Source organism: Lysobacter enzymogenes, from assembly GCF_023617245.1.
Taxonomy (GTDB): domain Bacteria; phylum Pseudomonadota; class Gammaproteobacteria; order Xanthomonadales; family Xanthomonadaceae; genus Lysobacter; species Lysobacter yananisis.
Genome location: NZ_CP067396.1, coordinates 342,993 through 360,207 on the forward strand (window position 1 = coordinate 342,993; position 17,215 = coordinate 360,207).

At 72.1% G+C, this 17,215-nt stretch carries 12 protein-coding genes; 11 read left to right on the forward strand and 1 reads right to left on the reverse strand.

All coding sequences use genetic code 11. The annotated features are described in order from the left end of the window. The first annotated feature begins 73 nt into the window (after nt 1–73). From JHW41_RS01395 to JHW41_RS01440, 10 genes are all read left to right on the forward strand, one after another. Entirely contained in the window at nt 74–2,329 is a 2,256-nt protein-coding gene (locus JHW41_RS01395; RefSeq protein WP_250448766.1) for a TonB-dependent receptor, read from the forward strand. After that, nucleotides 2,326–3,081: an ABC transporter ATP-binding protein gene (locus JHW41_RS01400; RefSeq protein WP_250448767.1), complete on the forward strand. Its 756-nt coding sequence runs from the start codon at nt 2,326–2,328 to the stop codon at nt 3,079–3,081. The genes JHW41_RS01395 and JHW41_RS01400 overlap by 4 nt, the downstream gene beginning before the upstream one ends. Then, on the forward strand, nt 3,078–4,481 hold the full coding sequence (locus JHW41_RS01405; protein ID WP_250448768.1) for an ABC transporter permease subunit: 1,404 nt from the start codon (nt 3,078–3,080) through the stop codon (nt 4,479–4,481). Before JHW41_RS01400 ends, JHW41_RS01405 begins: the two co-directional genes overlap by 4 nt. After that, the gene (locus JHW41_RS01410) at nt 4,478–6,010 is read left to right on the forward strand and encodes a DUF3526 domain-containing protein (protein WP_250448769.1); all 1,533 of its coding nucleotides are present in this window, start codon (nt 4,478–4,480) and stop codon (nt 6,008–6,010) included. Before JHW41_RS01405 ends, JHW41_RS01410 begins: the two co-directional genes overlap by 4 nt. Nucleotides 6,011–6,012: 2 nt before the next feature. Then, entirely contained in the window at nt 6,013–7,959 is a 1,947-nt protein-coding gene (locus tag JHW41_RS01415; RefSeq protein WP_250448770.1) for a TonB-dependent receptor domain-containing protein, read from the forward strand. A gap of 22 nt (nt 7,960–7,981) precedes the next feature. Beyond that, complete coding sequence (locus JHW41_RS01420) at nt 7,982–8,926, forward strand: hypothetical protein (protein WP_250448771.1); 945 nt, start codon at nt 7,982–7,984, stop codon at nt 8,924–8,926. Next, on the forward strand, nt 8,923–9,984 hold the full coding sequence (locus tag JHW41_RS01425; RefSeq protein ID WP_250448772.1) for a pyridoxal-phosphate dependent enzyme: 1,062 nt from the start codon (nt 8,923–8,925) through the stop codon (nt 9,982–9,984). The genes JHW41_RS01420 and JHW41_RS01425 overlap by 4 nt, the downstream gene beginning before the upstream one ends. 25 nt (nt 9,985–10,009) lie before the next feature. Then, the gene (locus JHW41_RS01430) at nt 10,010–11,287 is read left to right on the forward strand and encodes an ATP-grasp domain-containing protein (RefSeq protein WP_250448773.1); all 1,278 of its coding nucleotides are present in this window, start codon (nt 10,010–10,012) and stop codon (nt 11,285–11,287) included. Between the two features lie 65 nt (nt 11,288–11,352). Continuing rightward, entirely contained in the window at nt 11,353–12,192 is an 840-nt protein-coding gene (locus JHW41_RS01435) for a Rossmann-like domain-containing protein (RefSeq protein WP_250448774.1), read from the forward strand. Nucleotides 12,193–12,200: 8 nt separating this feature from the next. Then, the gene (locus JHW41_RS01440) at nt 12,201–13,430 is read left to right on the forward strand and encodes an MFS transporter (RefSeq protein WP_250448775.1); all 1,230 of its coding nucleotides are present in this window, start codon (nt 12,201–12,203) and stop codon (nt 13,428–13,430) included. Nucleotides 13,431–13,566: 136 nt separating this feature from the next. On the opposite strand, the gene JHW41_RS01445 is transcribed toward JHW41_RS01440, so the two are convergent. Further along, entirely contained in the window at nt 13,567–14,046 is a 480-nt protein-coding gene (locus JHW41_RS01445; RefSeq protein WP_057949488.1) for a tRNA (cytidine(34)-2'-O)-methyltransferase, read from the reverse strand. A gap of 139 nt (nt 14,047–14,185) precedes the next feature. Between JHW41_RS01445 and JHW41_RS01450 the strand changes: the two genes are divergently transcribed. Continuing rightward, nucleotides 14,186–17,056: a M16 family metallopeptidase gene (locus JHW41_RS01450; RefSeq protein WP_250448776.1), complete on the forward strand. Its 2,871-nt coding sequence runs from the start codon at nt 14,186–14,188 to the stop codon at nt 17,054–17,056. The last annotated feature ends 159 nt before the right edge of the window (nt 17,057–17,215 follow it).

The window sequence follows — 17,215 nt, forward strand, 5'->3', positions numbered from 1 at the left end:
TACAGGCAGGCGGGGAGGCCGCGCGGCAGCGGCGGCGGGTATCGAAACGCAACGACGCGGGAGCGGCGGGCCCGTGGCGGCGCGCCTGGGCGCGACGCGTTGGATCGCCGGCGCGGCGCTGGCGGCGTTCGCGCTGCCGGCCGCGCTGGCCCAGACCGGCGCGGCGCGGGCCGCGCCCGATCAGGACGCGATCGATCCGATCGCGCCGGCCGACGCTTCCGCCGGCGGCGCCACCCCCAAGCTGCTCGACAAGGTCACCGTCGAGAGCGCCGCCGCCGCGCCCTGGGACCGGCCGGCGCCGACCGCCTCGCGCCTGGGCCTGAGCGCGCGCGAAACCCCGGCGACGGTCGAAACCCTGACCCAGGAACAGATCCAGGCGCGCGGCCTGCGCGGCAGCGTCGAGGCGCTCAACGCCGCGCCGGGCGTGCTCGCCGGGCAGCTGCCGTCTTCGCCCGGCATGGCCTCGATGCGCGGCTTCAGCGGCGGCGCGATCGCGCTGCTGTACGACGGCGTGCGTCAGAGCGCGGCGCCGCTGGTGACCCGCGATTTCGATAGCTGGAGCTTCGAGCGCATCGAAGTGCTCAAGGGCCCGGCCTCGGTGCTGTACGGCGAGGGCGCGCTGGCCGGCGCGATCAACCTGGTGCCTAAGCGTCCCGACTTCGACGGCCGCGCGTTCTCGGGCCTGGTCGGGATCGGCAGCTTCGGCGGCCAGCGCTATGCGGTGGATTTCAACGAGCCGGTCGGCGAACGCCTGGCGCTGCGCGCGATCGCCAGCCACCGGCGCAGCGACGGTTACGTCGACGGCACCGCGAGCGAGGCGACCTCGGCGACCGTGGCCGCGCGCTGGCGGCCCAGCGATGCGGTCGAGGTCGATGTCGCGCTCGACCATTTCGAAGACGACTACGACACCGCCTACTGGGGCACGCCGCTGGTTCCGGCGTCGTTGGCGCGCGATCCGGCGTCGCTGGTGCGCAGCGCCGACGGCCGCGTGCTGGACCGTTCGCTGCGCCGGCGCAACTACAACGTCGACAACGGCCTGCAGGACTCGCGCGGCGACTGGCTGCGCACCCGGGTGGGCTGGCAGATCGGCGAGGGCCTGCGTTTCTCCAACGAGTTCAGCTACTACGACGCCAAGCGCCGCTGGTGGAACTCGGAAACCTATGCGTTCAACCCGCGCACTCGCCTGCTCGACCGCGGCACCACCCGGATCGAGCACGATCACCGCTTCTGGGTCGAGCGCGCGACCCTGTCGCTGGACGGCGATTGGGGCGGCCGCCGCAACCGTGCCGCGATCGGCGCCGAGGTCAGCGACGGCCACTTCGCGGTCATGCGCCGGTTCGGTACGACCACGGCGGTGGATCCGTTCGCGCCGCGGCGCGGATCGGCCGGCTTCGCCGACACCGCGGCCAACTTTCCCGGCGCCGGCAATCGCGTCGATTTCGATTCGAGCACCCGGGTGTACTCGGTGTTCGCCGAGGATGCGCTGAACCTCAGCGAGCGCTGGCTGCTGCTGGCGGGATTGCGCTACGACCGGATCGAGCTGGAACGGCGCATCGTCGATCGCAACACCGGCGCGCGCTCGCGCTTCGAGCGCAACTACGAACCGTTGTCGTGGCGGGTCGGTACGGTCTACGACCTCGCGCCCAAGACCCAACTGTACGCGCAGTACAGCACCTCGGTGGCGCCGGTCGGCAGCTTGCCGCTGTTGTCGCTGGCCAACTCGCGCTTCGAACTGACCCAGGGCCGCTCGGCCGAGGCCGGGATCAAGAGCAGCGTGTGGGACGGCCGCGTCGATCTGGGCGCGAGCGCGTACTGGATCGAGCAGGACGATATCGTCACCCGCGATCCGAACAACGCGAACCTGTCGGTGCAGGGCGGGACGCAGTCTTCGCGCGGCGTCGAACTGAGCGCGGCGGCGTCGCTGACCCGCGCGTTGCGCGTCGACGCCAGCGTCGCCGCGCTCGACGCGCGCTTCGACAAACTGCGCGAAGCCGGCGGCGCCGACCGCGCCGGCAACGTGCCGCCGAACGTGCCCGAACGCCTGGCCCAGCTCCACGCGAGCTATCGCTTCGACGCGCTGCCGCTGACCGTCGGCGCCGACGCCCGCTATGTCGGCCCGTGGTACGCCGACAACGCCAACCGCCTGCGCGTCGCCGGCAGCACGGTATGGGACGCCAGCGTCGCCTACCGGCTGCCGTTCGGCGAGATCGCGCTGTACGGCCGCAACCTCGGCGACGCGCTGTACGCCGACTGGATCGGCGGGGCCGCCGACCAGTTCGTGCTCGGCGCGCCGCGCAGCGTCGAGCTGACCTTGAGGGTGAACCTATGAATTCGACGAACGACGGCGCGGACGCGCTGCGACTGGACGGCGTGCGCAAGGACTTCGGCGAACGCCATGCGCTGCAGGCGTTGTCGCTGAAGATCGCGCCGGGCGAGGTGTACGCCTTGCTCGGCCCCAACGGCGCCGGCAAGACCACGACCTTGAACCTGATCCTGGGCTTCCTGGATCCGGATGCCGGCCGCATCGAGGTCGCCGGCATCGATGTGGCCCGCGACCGCCTCGGCGCGCGCGCCAAGATCGCCTACCTGCCGGAAACGGTGATGCTGCATCCGCAGCTCGATGCGATCGAGAACCTGACCTACTTCGCCTTGCTCGGCGGCCGCCGCATCGATGCGAACCAGGCGCGCGAACTGCTGCGCCAGGCCGGCCTGCAGGAGGAAGCGCATGCGCGCCGCGCCGGCGGCTTCTCCAAAGGCATGCGGCAAAAGGTCGGCCTCGCCATCGCCTTGGCCAAGGACGCGCAGTTGCTGTTGCTCGACGAACCGACCTCGGGCCTGGACGCCAGCGCCGCCAACGATCTCTCGCACGGCGTGCGCGCGGCCTCGCGCCGCGGCGTCGCGGTGCTGATGGCCACGCACGATCTGTACCGGGTCAAGGACGTCGCCCATCGCCTCGGCATCCTGCGCGCGGGCCGGTTGTTGACCGAGCGCCGCACCAGCGAACTGTCGGCGTCGCAGATCGAAGCGCTGTACCTGCAGGAACTCGAGGCCGCGGACCCGGCGGGAGCGGCCGCCGCATGAGCGCATCGCTGACCGGCTACGAATGGACCCTGCTGCGCCGCGACCGGCGCGCGTGGTGGGCGCTGCTGGCGCTGGCCGCGCTGGTGCTGCTGGCGTTCGCGTTCGATCTGGCCGGCGTCGCCGCGGGCAACGCCGCCAAGAACGAGGCCGCGCGCGCCGAGCGCGCGCGCTGGTTGGGGCAGGGCGAGAAGGACCCGCACTCGGCCGCGCACTACAGCATCTTCGCGTTCAAGCCGACTCCGGCGCTGGCGGCGCTGGACCCCGGCGCCGAACCCTTCGTCGGCCAGACCGTGTGGCTGGAAGCGCACGTGCAGAACGACATGCTGTACCGGCCGCAGGGCGACGCCTCGCCGCTGCAGCGCGCCGGCCTGGCCAGCCCGGCCAGCCTGTTGATCGCGTTCGCGCCGCTGGTCGCGTTCCTGCTCGCGTTCACCGCGGTGGCGATGGATCGCGAGCGCGGCACCCTGCGCCTGGCGCTGGGCGCGGCGCTGCGGCCGCGCGCGATCGTCGCGGCCAAGGCGCTAGCGATCTGGTCGGCGCTGATGCTGGCGTTGCTGGCGCCGGTGGTCGCGGCTTCGGCCGTCGCCAGCGCCGCGCTCGGCGCGTTGAACGCGGACCTGGCGTTGCGCTTGGCGCTGTGGGCGGCGGCGATGGCGTTGTACCTGGGCGTGCTGACCGCGCTGGGCGTGTCGGTGTCGCTGCTGGCGCGCAGCGTGCGCGGGGCGCTGGCGCTGTTGTTCGGCTTGTGGATCGCGCTGGCGCTGGCGCTGCCGCGCTGGGCCAGCAGCGCGGTGGAAGCGGCGCATCCGCTGCCGTCGAGCCAACAGGTCAAGCAGCAACTGCAAGACGAAGCGCCGTCGTTCTGGACCGCCGAAGAGGCGAAGAAGCATCGTCAGGCGCTGCTCGCGCAATACGGCGCCAAGGACGTGGGCGACATGCGGGTGGACGCGCGCGGCGCCGAACTGGACTTGAGCGAGCGCCATTCGCATCAGGTGTTCGATCGCGTGCTCGGCGGTTTCTACGACCGCGTCGCCGCGCAGGACCGCGCGTTCGCCGCGTGGAGCTGGCTGAGCCCGGCGGCGGCGATGCAGAGCCTGTCGCCGATGCTGGCCGGCAGCGACTTCGGCCACCACCGCCGCTTCATCGACGCCGCCGAGCAATACCGGCGCGCGCTGGTCAACCGCATGAACGAGGACGTGATGGCGCATCCGCTCAACGGCGCGCAGCCGCGCCACACCAACGACGAGTCGCTGTGGGCGCAGGTGCCGCAGTTCCAGGCGCCTCAACCGGCGCTGGCGGCGAACTGGCGCAACGCCGCGCCGGCGCTGGCCGGCCTGTTCGGCTGGGCGGCGCTGGCCGCGGGCCTGCTGGCGCTGGCCGCGCGTAGGTTGCGGCCATGAGCGCGCAGACCGGACACCTCGGCGCGCTCGACCTGCCGGCCGCGCGCACCGCCGGCTTCGCCGAACTGCTGCGCTGGGAGTTGGGTCACGTCGGCCGCAGCCGCCTGCTGTGGGCGGTGCTGGGCCTGTTGTTCGCGGCGATGCTGTGGGGCGCGCACAGCGGCGCGGCGCTGCATCGCGAACAGGACCGCGCGATCCAGCGCAGCCGCGCCGCCGACCTGGCCTGGACCCAGCAGATCCTCGAACGCGCGCGCCGCTACGCCGAGCCGGCCGACGAACCGGTGCCGTACTGGCAGGACCCGACCGACGTCGCCGGCTTCAGCCGCTACTTCCTGCGCGCCCACGCCTACAAGCCCAACCTGCCGTTGTCGCCGCTGGCGGTCGGCGGCAGCGACCTGATGCCCACGCGCCTGCCGGTGAAGCTGGAAACGCCGTTCGGGGTGGAGCCGGCCTACGACTTCGAAAATCCGCGCGCGCTCGGCCTGGGCCGCTTCGATCTGGGCTATGTGCTGGTGTACCTGCTGCCGGTGGCGGTGATCGTGCTGATCGGCCTGCTCGCGACCTTCGAGCGCGACCACGGCATGTTGCGCTTGATCGCGGCGCAACGGGTCGGCCCGCGCGCGTGGCTGGGCGCGCGCATCGCCGCGATCTTCGCCTGGCTGGCGCCGGCGGTGTTGCTGGGCGTGGCGGTGTCCTTATTCTCGGCCGGCGCCGATCTCGCTGCGGCCGTTCCCGAATTGATCGCGTCGGCGGCACTGGTGGTGGCCTACCTGGGGTTCTGGGCCGCGCTGGGTTTCGTCGTGGTGTCCGCGTGGCCCGGCGCCGCCGGCGCGATCAGCCTGATGAGCGCGGTCTGGGCGGTGCTGGCGATCGGCCTGCCGCTGCTCGGCAGCGGCGCGGCGGCGCGGCTGGGCGATGCGCCGGCGCCGATCGCCTACGTCGACGCGCAACGCCGCGCCAACGACGCCATCGCCGGCGAACGCGACGCGCTGCTGGCGCGCGACTTCCGCGCACGCGGCGATCTGGCTGGCTCACTCGACAAGCTCGGTAGCCTCGATTACGCGACGCGCATGACCTTCCTCGCGCCGGAGCTGGAACGGCGGCTGCAGCCGCTGCGCGACCGTCAGGAAAGCGCGCGCAGCGCGCGCGAGCGGCTGTCGCAGTGGGCCGGTTATCTGGCGCCGCCGCTGGGCATGGAACAGGCGCTGGCGCAGTTGGCCGGCACCGACGCGCAGCGCCATCGCCGTTTCGAGCGGCAGGCGGCGGGCTACCAGCGGCAGTTGCGCGAATGGTTCTATCCGCGCATCCAGCGCCAGATCTCCGCGCCGACGCCGAAGCCGCGCGCGGACAGCTACGGGCGGATGAACTTCCTCGAATTCGACGCGATTCCGGCGTACGCCTGGCACGACGCGCCGGCGTGGTCGCGGGTGGCCGGCGCGCTGCCGACCGCGCTGTGGCTGACGCTGTTGGCCGCCGCGCTGAGCGCCTGGGCGCTGCGGCGCCTGCGCCAGTGGCCGGCGGAGCTGTGACCATGCAGACACGGATCCCGACGCCATGGTTGTGGACCGTGGGCGCCGCGCTCGCGGCGTGCGCGGGTGCCGTCCAGGCCCAGCGCGCCGGCGACAACGCGGTGACCGCGGCCGAGGACGCGTTCGGCGCGACCCTCGGCAACGAGAGCATCGGCCTGTACAGCGCCAAGCAGGTGCGCGGCTTCTCGCCGGTGGACGCCGGCAACGTGCGCATGGACGGCATCTACTTCGATCGCCAGGGCACGGTGCCGCCGGCGCTGGTGGAAGGCTCGACGATCCGGGTCGGCCCGTCGGCGCTGAACTATCCGTTCCCGGCACCGACCGGCATCGTCGACTATCGCCTGAAGAAGGCCGGCGACGAGCGCGTGCTCAGCGTGCTGGCCGCGCTCAACGCCTACGGCGCGCCGGCGCTGGAACTGGATGCGCGGCTGCCGCTGGCCGAGGGCCGCTTCGGCATCGCCGCGAACCTGGCGATCTCGCGCGAGGAGTATTACGACGGCGCCGACGCGCGTTACGTGCGTGCGGGCTTGGTGCCGCGCTGGCGGCCGAGCGAGAACGTCGAGATCCTGCCGTTCTGGAGCATCTCGCGCGGCCGCGACGAGGAAGTGGCGCCGACCATCCTGACCGCCGGTCCTTATCGGCCGCCGAAGATCGAGCGCCGCCGCCATTTCGGCCAGAGCTGGAGCGACAACGAATACGACAGCCGCAATTTCGGCGTGCTGGCCAAGGCGCGCATCGGCGCGGACTGGGCCTTCGCCGGCGGCGTGGTGCGTTCGATCAACGACCAGCCGCAGGGCTTCGCCGAGCTGTTCGCCGACACGACCCGCGAAGGGCTGACCCGTGAGCGCGTGGTCGCCGATCCGCGCCAGCGCTACGCCTCCACCAGCGGCGAACTGCGGTTGAGCCGCAGCTTCCGCGAAGGCCCGCGGCTGCACGTGCTGCATGCGGCGGTGCGCGGCCGCGGCGTCGACAACGAGTACGGCGGCTCGGCGCCGGCGATCGACTACGGCTGGCGGCCGCTCGGCGAGCCGCGTCCGCAGCCGCGTCCGGACGCGTTCGAGTTCGGCGAGCGCACCCACGACCATGTCGAACAGTGGACCGCGGGCCTGGCCTACGAAGGCCGCTGGCGCGACGTCGGCGAGTGGAACCTCGGCATCCAGCGCAGCCGCTACCGCAAGCGCATCGTTCAGCCGGGACTGGCGCCGGCGCTGAGCCGCGACGATCCGTGGCTGCCCAGCGCCAGCGTGTCGCTGCAGCTGAGTCCGCGCCTGGCGGTGTACGCCGGACATACCCGCGGCCTGGAGGAAAGCGGCATCGCCCCGGACGACGCGGCCAACCGCAACCAGGCGCTGCCGGCGATCCGCACCCGCCAGAGCGACGCCGGGCTGCGCTGGAAGCTCGGCGAGGACATGAAGCTGGTGGCCGGCGCGTTCGACGTGCGCAAACCGTACTTCGCCACCGACGAAAACAACGTGTTCGCGCCGCTGGCCGAAGTGCGCCATCGCGGCGTCGAGCTGAGCCTGAGCGGCAAGCCCGCCGACCACTGGAACCTGGTCGCCGGCGCGGTGCTGATGCAGCCGCGCGTGAGCGGCGAGGCGGTGCGGCTGGGCCGGGTCGGCGACCGCCCCATCGGCCAGACCGAACAGATGTTGCGTACGGACATCGAGTACCGGCCGCCGTGGCTGCCGGGCTGGTCGTTCGACGCTTCGATGAGTCGCTACGGCGAACGCGTGGCCTCGCGCGACGGCCGCAACCGGGTGCCGGCCTATGCGCTGGTCGACCTGGGCGCGCGCTACCGCTTCCGCCTCGGCGACGCGCCGGCGAGCCTGCGCCTGCTGGTGGCCAACGTCGGCGACACCTTCACCTGGAACATCTACGGCAACAACAGTTTCGGCCTCACCGACGGGCGCCGCTACTTGGCCCAGCTGACGGTGGATTTCGACGGTTGACCTTCGCGCTGGGGAGATGCGCATGTTGCAACGGACCGAATCGAGGGACAGGCCGGCGCTGGAGCCGGCGAGCGCGGCGGCCGTGCAGGCGCCGCAGGCGGCGTTGCGCGCGGCCTGCAGCGGCGTGTGCCATGGCACCCTGGGCGAGTTGTGGCAGGGGCCGTGCGAGCACGAAGGCGAGCTGCACATCGGCCTGATCTCGCTGCCGGTGCGGCGCTACAGCTGGATGCATTTTCTGCCCGGCGAGGACGGCGGGATCGAGCGCGACCTCGCCGGCAAGGACAAGTGCCGGCGCGCGATCGAGGCGTATCTGCAGCTGCATGCGGTCTCGCTGCCGCCCGGGCGCTTCAGCCACGACAGCGAACTGCCGACCGGAAAGGGCATGGCGAGTTCGACCGCCGACCTGGTCGCGACCGTGCGTTGCCTGGACCGGGTGTTCGGCCTGCGCACCACGCACGAGCAACTGACCGCGCTGTTGCGGCCGATCGAGCGCTCCGACAGCGTGTTCCTGGACCGCTACGCGCTCTACCTCAGCGGCCGCCAACGGGTGCTGCGCGAGTTCGCCCACGCGCCGCGGCTGCACGCGTGCTACATCGACGAGGGCGGCACGGTGGAAACCGAGAAGCTGGCCGAGCCGCTGCTGCGCCACTACCGGCGGCACCGTTCTTCCTATCGCAGCCACCTCGACCTCGCGCTGGAGGCGTTCGAGCGCGGCGACGCCGTCGCGGTGTGCGAAGTCGCCACCCGCAGCGCGCAGCTGGCGCAATGGGTGACGCCGAAGGCGCACCTGGACATCCTGCTGCGCCATCGCCGCGAACTGCGCGCCGACGGCCTGGTGATCGCGCACACCGGCAGCCTGCTCGGCTATCTGTTCGCGCAGCGCCCCGACAGCGCGCAACTGGGCGAGGTCTCGGCGTTCTTCGCCGGGCTCGGCCGGTCCTGCCGCCTGATCGAGACCGGGCCATGAACGCGACCCCCGTGCACGCCCACATCAGCGATGCGATCAAGGCGCCGGATCTGGTGCGGCTGGCGCCGAACCTGTACGTGGCGCGGTTCGAGACGATGAAGGTGTATTCGACCCTGGTCGCGGTCGAGCGCTTGCTCGCCAGCGGGCGGATCCGTCCCGGCGCGACGCTGATGGACAGCTCCAGCGGCATCTACGCGTATGCGCTGGCGCTGGCCTGCCACAAGTTCGGGCTCAAGTGCCGCATCGTCGGTTCCAAGACGGTGGACAAGACGCTGATGGTGCAGTTGCGCATCCTCGGCGCCATCGTCGAGCAGGTCGAGCCGCAAGCCACGCTCAAGCTCGACCAGAGCCTGCGGGTGGCGCGCATCCGCGAGTTGATGGCGGCCGATCCGGACCTGCACTGGATGCAGCAGTACCACGACGACATCCATTACTGCGGCTACGAGCCGGTGGCCGAGCTGATCGCCGCGGGCGTGCGCGGCGCGCCGCTGACCCTGGTCGGCGGCGTCGGCTCGGGTTGTTCCACCGGCGGGCTGGCCTGCGCCCTGCGCGAACATGCCGGCGATACCGAACTGATCGGCGTGCAGCCTTTCGGCAGCATGACCTTCGGCTGCGAGCACATCGAAGACCCCGGCATCATCATCGCCGGGATCGGCAGTTCGATCCCGTTCCGCAACGTGCGCCACGCGCTGTACGACCAGGTGCATTGGGTCTCGTTCGACTACGGCCTGTCCGGCGCGGTCGCGCTGCTGCGCGAACACGCGCTGTTCGCCGGGCTGTCCAGCGGCTGCTGCTACCTGGTGGCGCGGCGCGAGGCTCTGCTGAACCCCGGGCGCAACGTGGTGTTCCTCGCCGCCGACACCGGCCATCGCTATGTCGAGGGCGTGTTCGCCCATTACCCGGACGCGCTGGCGCTGGACGGGCTGCAGCCCACGCCGGTGCAGCGTTTGGATCAGCTGCGGCTGCCGTGGTCGGCGATGCGCTGGAACCGCGCCGCGTTCGAGCCGAACGTCCATCCCCTTCCCGCGACCGCGGCGCAGCCCGCAGCCGCGCACTGAATCCCCTTCCACGGAGCTTCGCGCCATGGCGCATCTGTTGATGATCGAAAGCTGGGTCGGCGGCACCGGCCGGATCTTCCCGCCGGCGATCGCCCGGCTCGGCCACCGCTACACCTTCGTCACCCGCAACCGCGGCCACTACCAGGACCCGCGTTCGCGCGAGATCCACCCGGTGATCGAGCACGCCGACAACGTGTTGAGCTTCGACACCAACGACGTGCCGGCGCTGGTCGAGTTCCTGCGCGCCCAGCACGAGACGCTGGAGTTCGACGGCGTGGTGACCATCTGCGACTACTACATCGGCACCGTGGCCGAAGTGGCGCAGGCGCTGAACCTGCCGCAGGCGTTCTCCGACAACGTGGTGATGGAGCGGCGCAAGGACCTGGTGCGCGAGGCGATCGAGCGCGCGTTCCTGCCGAATCCGAAGTTCGCCGTCGCCGGCGAGTGGGAGGCGGTGCGGCGCGACGCCGAACGCATCGGCTATCCGTTGATCGTCAAGCCCACCGACCTGGCCTCCAGCGCGTTCGTCAAGCTGGTGCGCGACGAGGCGCAGTTGCGCGGGTCGTTCGACGCGCTGGCCGCGTTCCCGCGCAACTTCCGCGAGCAGGAGCGGGTGCCGCTGCTGTTGCTGGAGGAGTACATGGACGGCGAGGAAGTCAGCGTCGAGGCCTGCACCTACTGCGGCGAGACCACGGTGATCGGCATCACCGACAAGAGCGTCACCGGCTTTCCGTACTTCATCGAAGACGGCCACATGTTCCCGGCGCGGCTGGAGCCGTCGCTGGCGCAGGAGGTCGAGGCGCTGGTGCGCGGCGCGCTGGCCGCGGTCGGCCACGACCACGGCCTGAGCCACACCGAGGTCAAGCTGACCTCGAAGGGGCCGCGCATCGTCGAGATCAATCCGCGTCCGGGCGGCAACTACATCGCCGAACTGATCCAGCGGGTCACCGGCATCGATCTGCTCGATGCGCAGATCGAACTGGCGCTGGGCCGCGAGCCGGACCTGCGCCGGCGCGACACCGGCGTGGCCAGCGCGGCGATCCGGTTCCTGGTGCCGCCGCGCGCCGGCCGCGCGCTCGCGCTCGACGGCGCCGCCGCGCTCGACGCCGATCCGCGCGTGGCGCGTTACAGCCTCGCCGCGGTGGCCGGCACCGACGTGTCCGCGCCGATCGACAACGCCTGCTACCTGGGCCACGTCGTCGCCACCGACCCGGACGGTCCGCACGCGCGCGCCCACGCCGAGCGCGCCGTCGCCGGCCTGACCCTGCGCTACGCCGACGAAGCGGTCGCGCCCGCGGCCTGATTCGCGACCTGACTCGCGACCTGACTCGCGACGCAGCGACTTTTCGCCCACCCACCGAGCCCGACATGCGCACACCCGCCCCGACCACCGTCGCCGACCTCATCGAAGCCGTCCTGCGCGGCGCCCACGGCCCCGATCCCGCCGCGCTGCACGCGGTCGGCGCGTTCTGGGTCCGCCAAAGCACCCAGTTCCCCGGCACCGACACCAAGTACCGCAACTACTATCTGGTGCTGCGCGCCGAGTCCGCGTTCGGCGGCTGCTGCCTGGAGCGCGACCAGCTCGACTCGGCCATCGCCGAAGAACTGTCCGGCCGCAGCCTGGCCGAGCTGCTGCGCGATCCGCGCACGCCGGTGCGCATCGCCGCGCTCGATGCCTATCTCGCCCTGGCCTATCCGCACCGCGAACAGGCGCAGGCGCGGGCGCAACTGCTGCCGCACGGCACGCCGCTGGAGCGGGCCAAGGCGCGCGACGCGGCGATCGCCGGATTGCTCGACATCCGCCCGGGCATGCGGGTGGGCCTGATCGGCGTGGTCAATCCGCTGGTCGAGGCGATCCGCGCGCGCGGCGGCGTCTGCCTGCCGTGCGATTTCAACCTGAAGCACACCGCGGACGGCACCGAAGTCGTCGCCGACATGGAACTGGTGCTGGCGCAGGCCGACATGGTCATCGCCACCGGCATGACCCTGAGCAACGGCTCGTTCGACCGCATCGTCGAGGTCGCGCGCGAACGCGGCACCGGTCTGGTGGTGTACGCGCAGACCGGCAGCGCGATCGTGCCGCGCTTTCTCGGCCACGGCGTGTCGGCGGTGTCGGCCGAACCGTTCCCGTTCTCGCAGTTCAGCGCCGATCCGACCCCGATCCACCTCTACCGCGCCGACGGCCTCGGCGCGCGCGAAGCCGCCTGAGCGCGGGCATGAACGCCGCCGCCACGCCCGCCGCGTCCGTCGCCGCGGGCCCGGTCCTGGACGAAGCCGCGCGCAAGCGCGCGCTCAACGGCCTGCTGGTCTACACCTTCTTCATGGTGGCCGGCTTCGCCATGCTGATGCCGCTGGTGGCGGTGCATTACGTCGACGGCGTGGGCATGGCGGCGGCCGCGGTCGGCCTGGCGCTGGCGGTGCGGCAGTTGCTGCAGCAAGGGCTCGCGCTGCTCGGCGGCATGCTGTCGGACCGCTACGGCGCGCGGCGCATGATCTGCCTGGGCGTGCTGCTGCGCGCGGCCGGCTTCGCCAGCCTGGCCTTCGCCGTCGACCTGCCGCTGCTGCTGTTGGCGATGGCGCTGTCGGCGCTGGGCGGGGCGATGTTCGAAGCGCCGTACCAGGCCAGCATCGCCGCGCTGACCGACGCGCAGTCGCGGCCGCGGTACTACGCGATCAGCAACTGGGTCAGCGGAGTGGCGACCACGCTCGGCCCGCTGCTCGGGGTGGCGTTGCTGCGCTTCGATTTCCGCATCGTCTGCCTGGCCGCGGCGGCGTGCTTCGCGTTGAACTTCGTCATCGCCCTGCGCTTGCTGCCGAAGTTCGAGATGCCGCCGCAACCGCCGCCGCTGCGCCACGGCCTCGGGCTGGTGCGCGCCAACCGCGCGTTCGCGACCCTGGTCGGGTGGTTGATGCTGTATTGGTTCCTGGCGGTGCAGATCAACATCAGCTTTCCCTTGCTGGCGCAGAAACTGGCCGGCAGCGCCGACGGCGTCGGCGCGATGTTCGCGCTCAGCGCCGGCATCACCGTGGCCTTGCAGTACGGGCTGGTGCGCTGGCTGGAGCGGCGGCTCAGCGCGGCGCAGGTGTTGGTGCTCGGCGTGGCGCTGATGGCGCTGTCCACCGGCGCCATCGCCTTCGCCGGCTCGTATGCCGGACTGCTCGCCTGCGTCGCCGGCTACGCGCTCGGCGCGGTGATGACGCGACCGACCCAGCAGACCCTGATCGCCGGCCTGGCCGATGCGCGCGCGCTCGGCACCTTCCTCGGCGTGAGTTCGCTGAGCCTGGCGGTCGGCGGCGGCCTGGGCAACATCGCCGGCGGCTGGCTGATGGACGTGGCCGCGGCGACGCAGCGGCCGTGGTTGCCGTGGGCGGTGTTCTGCGCGGTCGGATTGTCCAGCGCGCTGGGTCTGCACCTGGCCCTGCGCGGGCGCGCGGCGCCGTCGTAACGCTCGGGTCGCGCTCTCTCCCTTCCCCGTAGCGATACTTGCCCTCTCCTCGACTCCGGCGAAAGGAGAGGGCTCTTTTTATCGGCGAGCGTTTTCCCGCCCCGCAGCCGCGCGCGCCGCGCCCGCGGCGGCGCGGCTATTCGCCGCCAGCGAAGCCGAACTGCCGCCAGGCCTCGAACACCACCACCGCGACCGAATTGGACAGGTTCAGGCTGCGATTGTCCGGGCGCATCGGCAGGCGCAGGCGCTGCGCCTGCGGCACCGCGTCGAGCACGTCCTGCGGCAGGCCGCGGGTTTCCGGGCCGAACAGGAAGGCGTCGCCGGCGGCGTAGCGCGGCGCGTCGAAGCGCTCGCGCCCGCGCGTGCTCAGCGCGAACAGCCGCGGCGGCGCGCCCTGCGCGGCGGCGATCGCCGCCAGCGCCGCATCCAGGCCGTCGTGGACCTGCAGGCTGGCGTATTCGTGGTAGTCCAGCCCGGCGCGCTTGAGCTGCTTGTCTTCCAGGGTGAAGCCCAGCGGCGCGATCAGGTGCAGGGCCGCGCCGGTGTTCGCGCACAGGCGGATGACGTTGCCGGTGTTGGGCGGAATCTCCGGCTGGAACAGGATGACGTTGAACATCCGCGCATTATGCGCGGCGGCGCAACGCAGAAGCGCGCCGCCACCCCCTCGTGACCGCCGGCCCGTGCCGCGCGCGCCGCGGCCGGCCTAAGATGGCCGCCGGGCCGTCCGCGGCCGTCCTTTCACGACCGGAGCCGTCATGTCCCATCCCGCCTCGTCCTTCCCGCGCGCCGCCGCGCTCGCACTGGCCCTGACCGCCGCGCTGGCCGCGCCCGCCGCGGCGCTGGCGGTCGAGGCCGCGCCGGCCCGGCCCGCCGCGGCGGTCAACATCGCGTACGACGAGTTCACCCTGCCCAACGGCCTGCGGGTGATCGTGCACACCGACCGCAAGGCGCCGATCGTCGCGGTCAACGTCTGGTACCACGTCGGCAGCAAGAACGAGCAGCCCGGCCGCACCGGCTTCGCCCACCTGTTCGAGCACCTGATGTTCCAGGGCTCGGAGAACCACCGCGACGAATTCTTCGGCCCGTTCGAACTGGTCGGCGCCACCGACCAGAACGGCACCACCAACCTGGACCGCACCAACTACTTCCAGAACGTGCCGACCACCGCGCTGGACATGGCGCTGTGGATGGAATCCGACCGCATGGGCCACCTGCTCGGCGCGATCGACCAGAAGACCCTGGACGAGCAGCGCGGCGTGGTCCAGAACGAGAAGCGCCAGGGCGAGAACCAGCCCTACGGCCGCCGCATCAGCGCGCGCCTGTACGAGGCGCTGTTCCCGGCCGACCATCCCTACAGCTGGCAGACCATCGGCTCGATGGCCGACCTCGACGCGGCCTCGCTCGACGACGTCAAGACCTGGTTCCGCAGCTGGTACGGCCCCAACAACGCGGTGCTGGTGCTGGCCGGCGACATCGACGCGGCCACCGCCAAGCAAAAGGCGCTGCGCTATTTCGGCGACATCCCCGCCACCGCCACGCTCAAGGACCTGCCCGCGCGCATCCCCAAGCGCGCGCGCGACACCGAGGAGAACATCCCCGACCGCGTGCCGCAGGCGCGCGTCTACCGTGCGTGGCCGGTCGCCGAATTCGGCGCCGCCGACGGCACCGACCTGGAGCTGTTCGCGCAGGTGCTCGGCGGCAGCGCCGCTTCGCGCCTGGACGAGCGCCTGGTCCACCGCGACCGCATCGCCGACAGCGCCAGCGTGTCCTACAACGCCGCCGAGATCGCTGGCACCCTGGTGGTGGTGGCCAACGTCAAGCAGGGCGTGGAGCCGGCCAAGGTGCGCGCGGCCATCGACGAAGAGATCCAGCGCCTGATCGCGCAGGGCCCCAGCGCGGAAGAACTCGAGCGGGCCAAGACCGCCAGCCGCGCCGAATTCGTGCGCGGCGTCGAGCGCATCGGCGGCTTCGGCGGCAAGTCCGACGTGCTCGCGCGTTGCGCGGTGTTCGCCGGCAAGCCCGGTTGCTACCGCGACGACCTCGCCGCGCTCGACAAGGCCAGCGTCGCCAGCGTGCAGGCCGCGGGCCGCAAGTGGCTGGGCGTGGGTTCGCACACCATCGTGGTGGTGCCCGGCGACACCCCGGCGTCGGCGTTGCCGGAGACCGCGCGCGCCGCGCCGGCCAGCCGTCCGGCCGCGCTGCCGGCGCCGGATCCGCGCTTCAAGACGGTGAAGTCCGATGTCGACCGCAGCCAGGGCGTGCCGCAGACCCAGACGTTCCCGGCGCTGAAGTTCCCGCAGCGCCAGAGCGCGAAGCTCGCCAACGGCATCGAAGTGGTGCTGGTCGAGCGCCACGAAACCCCGGTGGTGCAGGTGCAGATGGAGTTCCCCGGCGGCTTCAGCGCCGACCTCGGCCGCAAGACCGGCACCGCCAGCTTCGCCATGGCGATGCTCGACGAGGGCGCCGGCGACTACGGCGCGCTGCAGCTGTCGGCGCGCAAGGAAACCCTCGGCGCCGAACTCAGCAGCGGCGCCGCGCTGGATTCGGCCAGCGTCGCGCTGTCGGCGCTGAGCGACAAGCTCGAACCCTCGCTGGACCTGCTCGCCGACGTGGTCCGCCGCCCGCGCTTCGAGGCCGGCGAGATCGAGCGCGTGCGCGCGCAGTGGCTGGCCGGGATCAAGCAGGAGAAGGCGCGCCCGCAGACCGCGGCGCTGCGGGTGCTGCCGCCGCTGCTGTACGGCGCGGGCCACGCCTATGCGATCCCGTTCACCGGTTCGGGCACCGAGGCCTCGATCGCCTCGATCCAGCGCGAGGACCTGCTGCGCTTCCACGGCGATTGGCTGCAGCCGCAGCGCGCGCGCGTGATCGTGGTCGGCGACACCACCCTGGCGCAGATCGTGCCGCTGCTGGAGCGGCGCTTCGGCGACTGGAAGGGCGCCGCCGACGCCCCGGCCGCGCCGGCCCTGGCGACGGTGCCGCGACCGAAGGCGCCGCGGGTGTTCCTGGTCGACCAGCCCGGCGCGATCCAGTCCAATGTCTATGTCGGCGAACTGACCGCGCCGACCGGCGACAAGGACGCGATCGACTTCGACTTCGCCAACGGCGTGCTCGGCGGCGAGTTCAGCTCGCGCCTCAACATGAACCTGCGCGAGGATAAGCACTGGGCCTACGGCGCCTACAGCGGCTCGGGCAGCGCGCTGGGCCAGCGTCCGTGGATCGCCCGCGCGGCGGTGCAGTCGGACAAGACCGCCGAGTCGCTGGCCGAGCTCAAGCGCGAGATCGAGGCCTTCAGCGACGGCAAGCGGCCGATCCTCGACGCCGAGGTCGCCAAGGTCCGCGCCGCCAACACCCTGAGCCTGCCGGGCGCGTACGAGACCAACGACGCGGTGCTCGACCAGATCGGCGCCGACCTGCGCTACGGCCGCCCGGCCGACTACATCCTGCAGTACAAGGCGCGCAACGACGCGATGACCCCGGCGCTGGCGCAGGCCGCGGCCAAGACCCTGGACCCGGCCGCGCTGACCTGGGTGGTGGTCGGCGACCTGTCCAAGATCGAGCAGCCGGTGCGCGCGCTGGGCCTAGGCGAGGTCAAGGTGATCGACAACGACGGCAAGCCGGTGCGCTGAGCGCGGCGGCCGCGGGCCGGACGGCGGGCCGCCTGCGCGAGCAGGCGGCCCGTTTTCGTTGCGGCGCATGCGGATGGCGTCGCGCCGCCGCAGGCGTGCGCGCCGCGACGCCGGGCTTGCCGCCGCGCGCGCGCCGTTCCTATCGTACTCAGCCGATTC

Coding starts and splice junctions, on each gene's coding strand:
- JHW41_RS01400 (WP_250448767.1), top strand. CDS start 2,326: ATGAATTCGACGAACGACGGCGCGGACGCGCTGCGACTGGACGGCGTG.
- JHW41_RS01405 (WP_250448768.1), top strand. CDS start 3,078: ATGAGCGCATCGCTGACCGGCTACGAATGGACCCTGCTGCGCCGCGAC.
- JHW41_RS01410 (WP_250448769.1), top strand. CDS start 4,478: ATGAGCGCGCAGACCGGACACCTCGGCGCGCTCGACCTGCCGGCCGCG.
- JHW41_RS01415 (WP_250448770.1), top strand. CDS start 6,013: ATGCAGACACGGATCCCGACGCCATGGTTGTGGACCGTGGGCGCCGCG.
- JHW41_RS01420 (WP_250448771.1), top strand. CDS start 7,982: ATGTTGCAACGGACCGAATCGAGGGACAGGCCGGCGCTGGAGCCGGCG.
- JHW41_RS01425 (WP_250448772.1), top strand. CDS start 8,923: ATGAACGCGACCCCCGTGCACGCCCACATCAGCGATGCGATCAAGGCG.
- JHW41_RS01430 (WP_250448773.1), top strand. CDS start 10,010: ATGGCGCATCTGTTGATGATCGAAAGCTGGGTCGGCGGCACCGGCCGG.
- JHW41_RS01435 (WP_250448774.1), top strand. CDS start 11,353: ATGCGCACACCCGCCCCGACCACCGTCGCCGACCTCATCGAAGCCGTC.
- JHW41_RS01440 (WP_250448775.1), top strand. CDS start 12,201: ATGAACGCCGCCGCCACGCCCGCCGCGTCCGTCGCCGCGGGCCCGGTC.
- JHW41_RS01445 (WP_057949488.1), bottom strand. CDS start 14,046: ATGTTCAACGTCATCCTGTTCCAGCCGGAGATTCCGCCCAACACCGGC.
- JHW41_RS01450 (WP_250448776.1), top strand. CDS start 14,186: ATGTCCCATCCCGCCTCGTCCTTCCCGCGCGCCGCCGCGCTCGCACTG.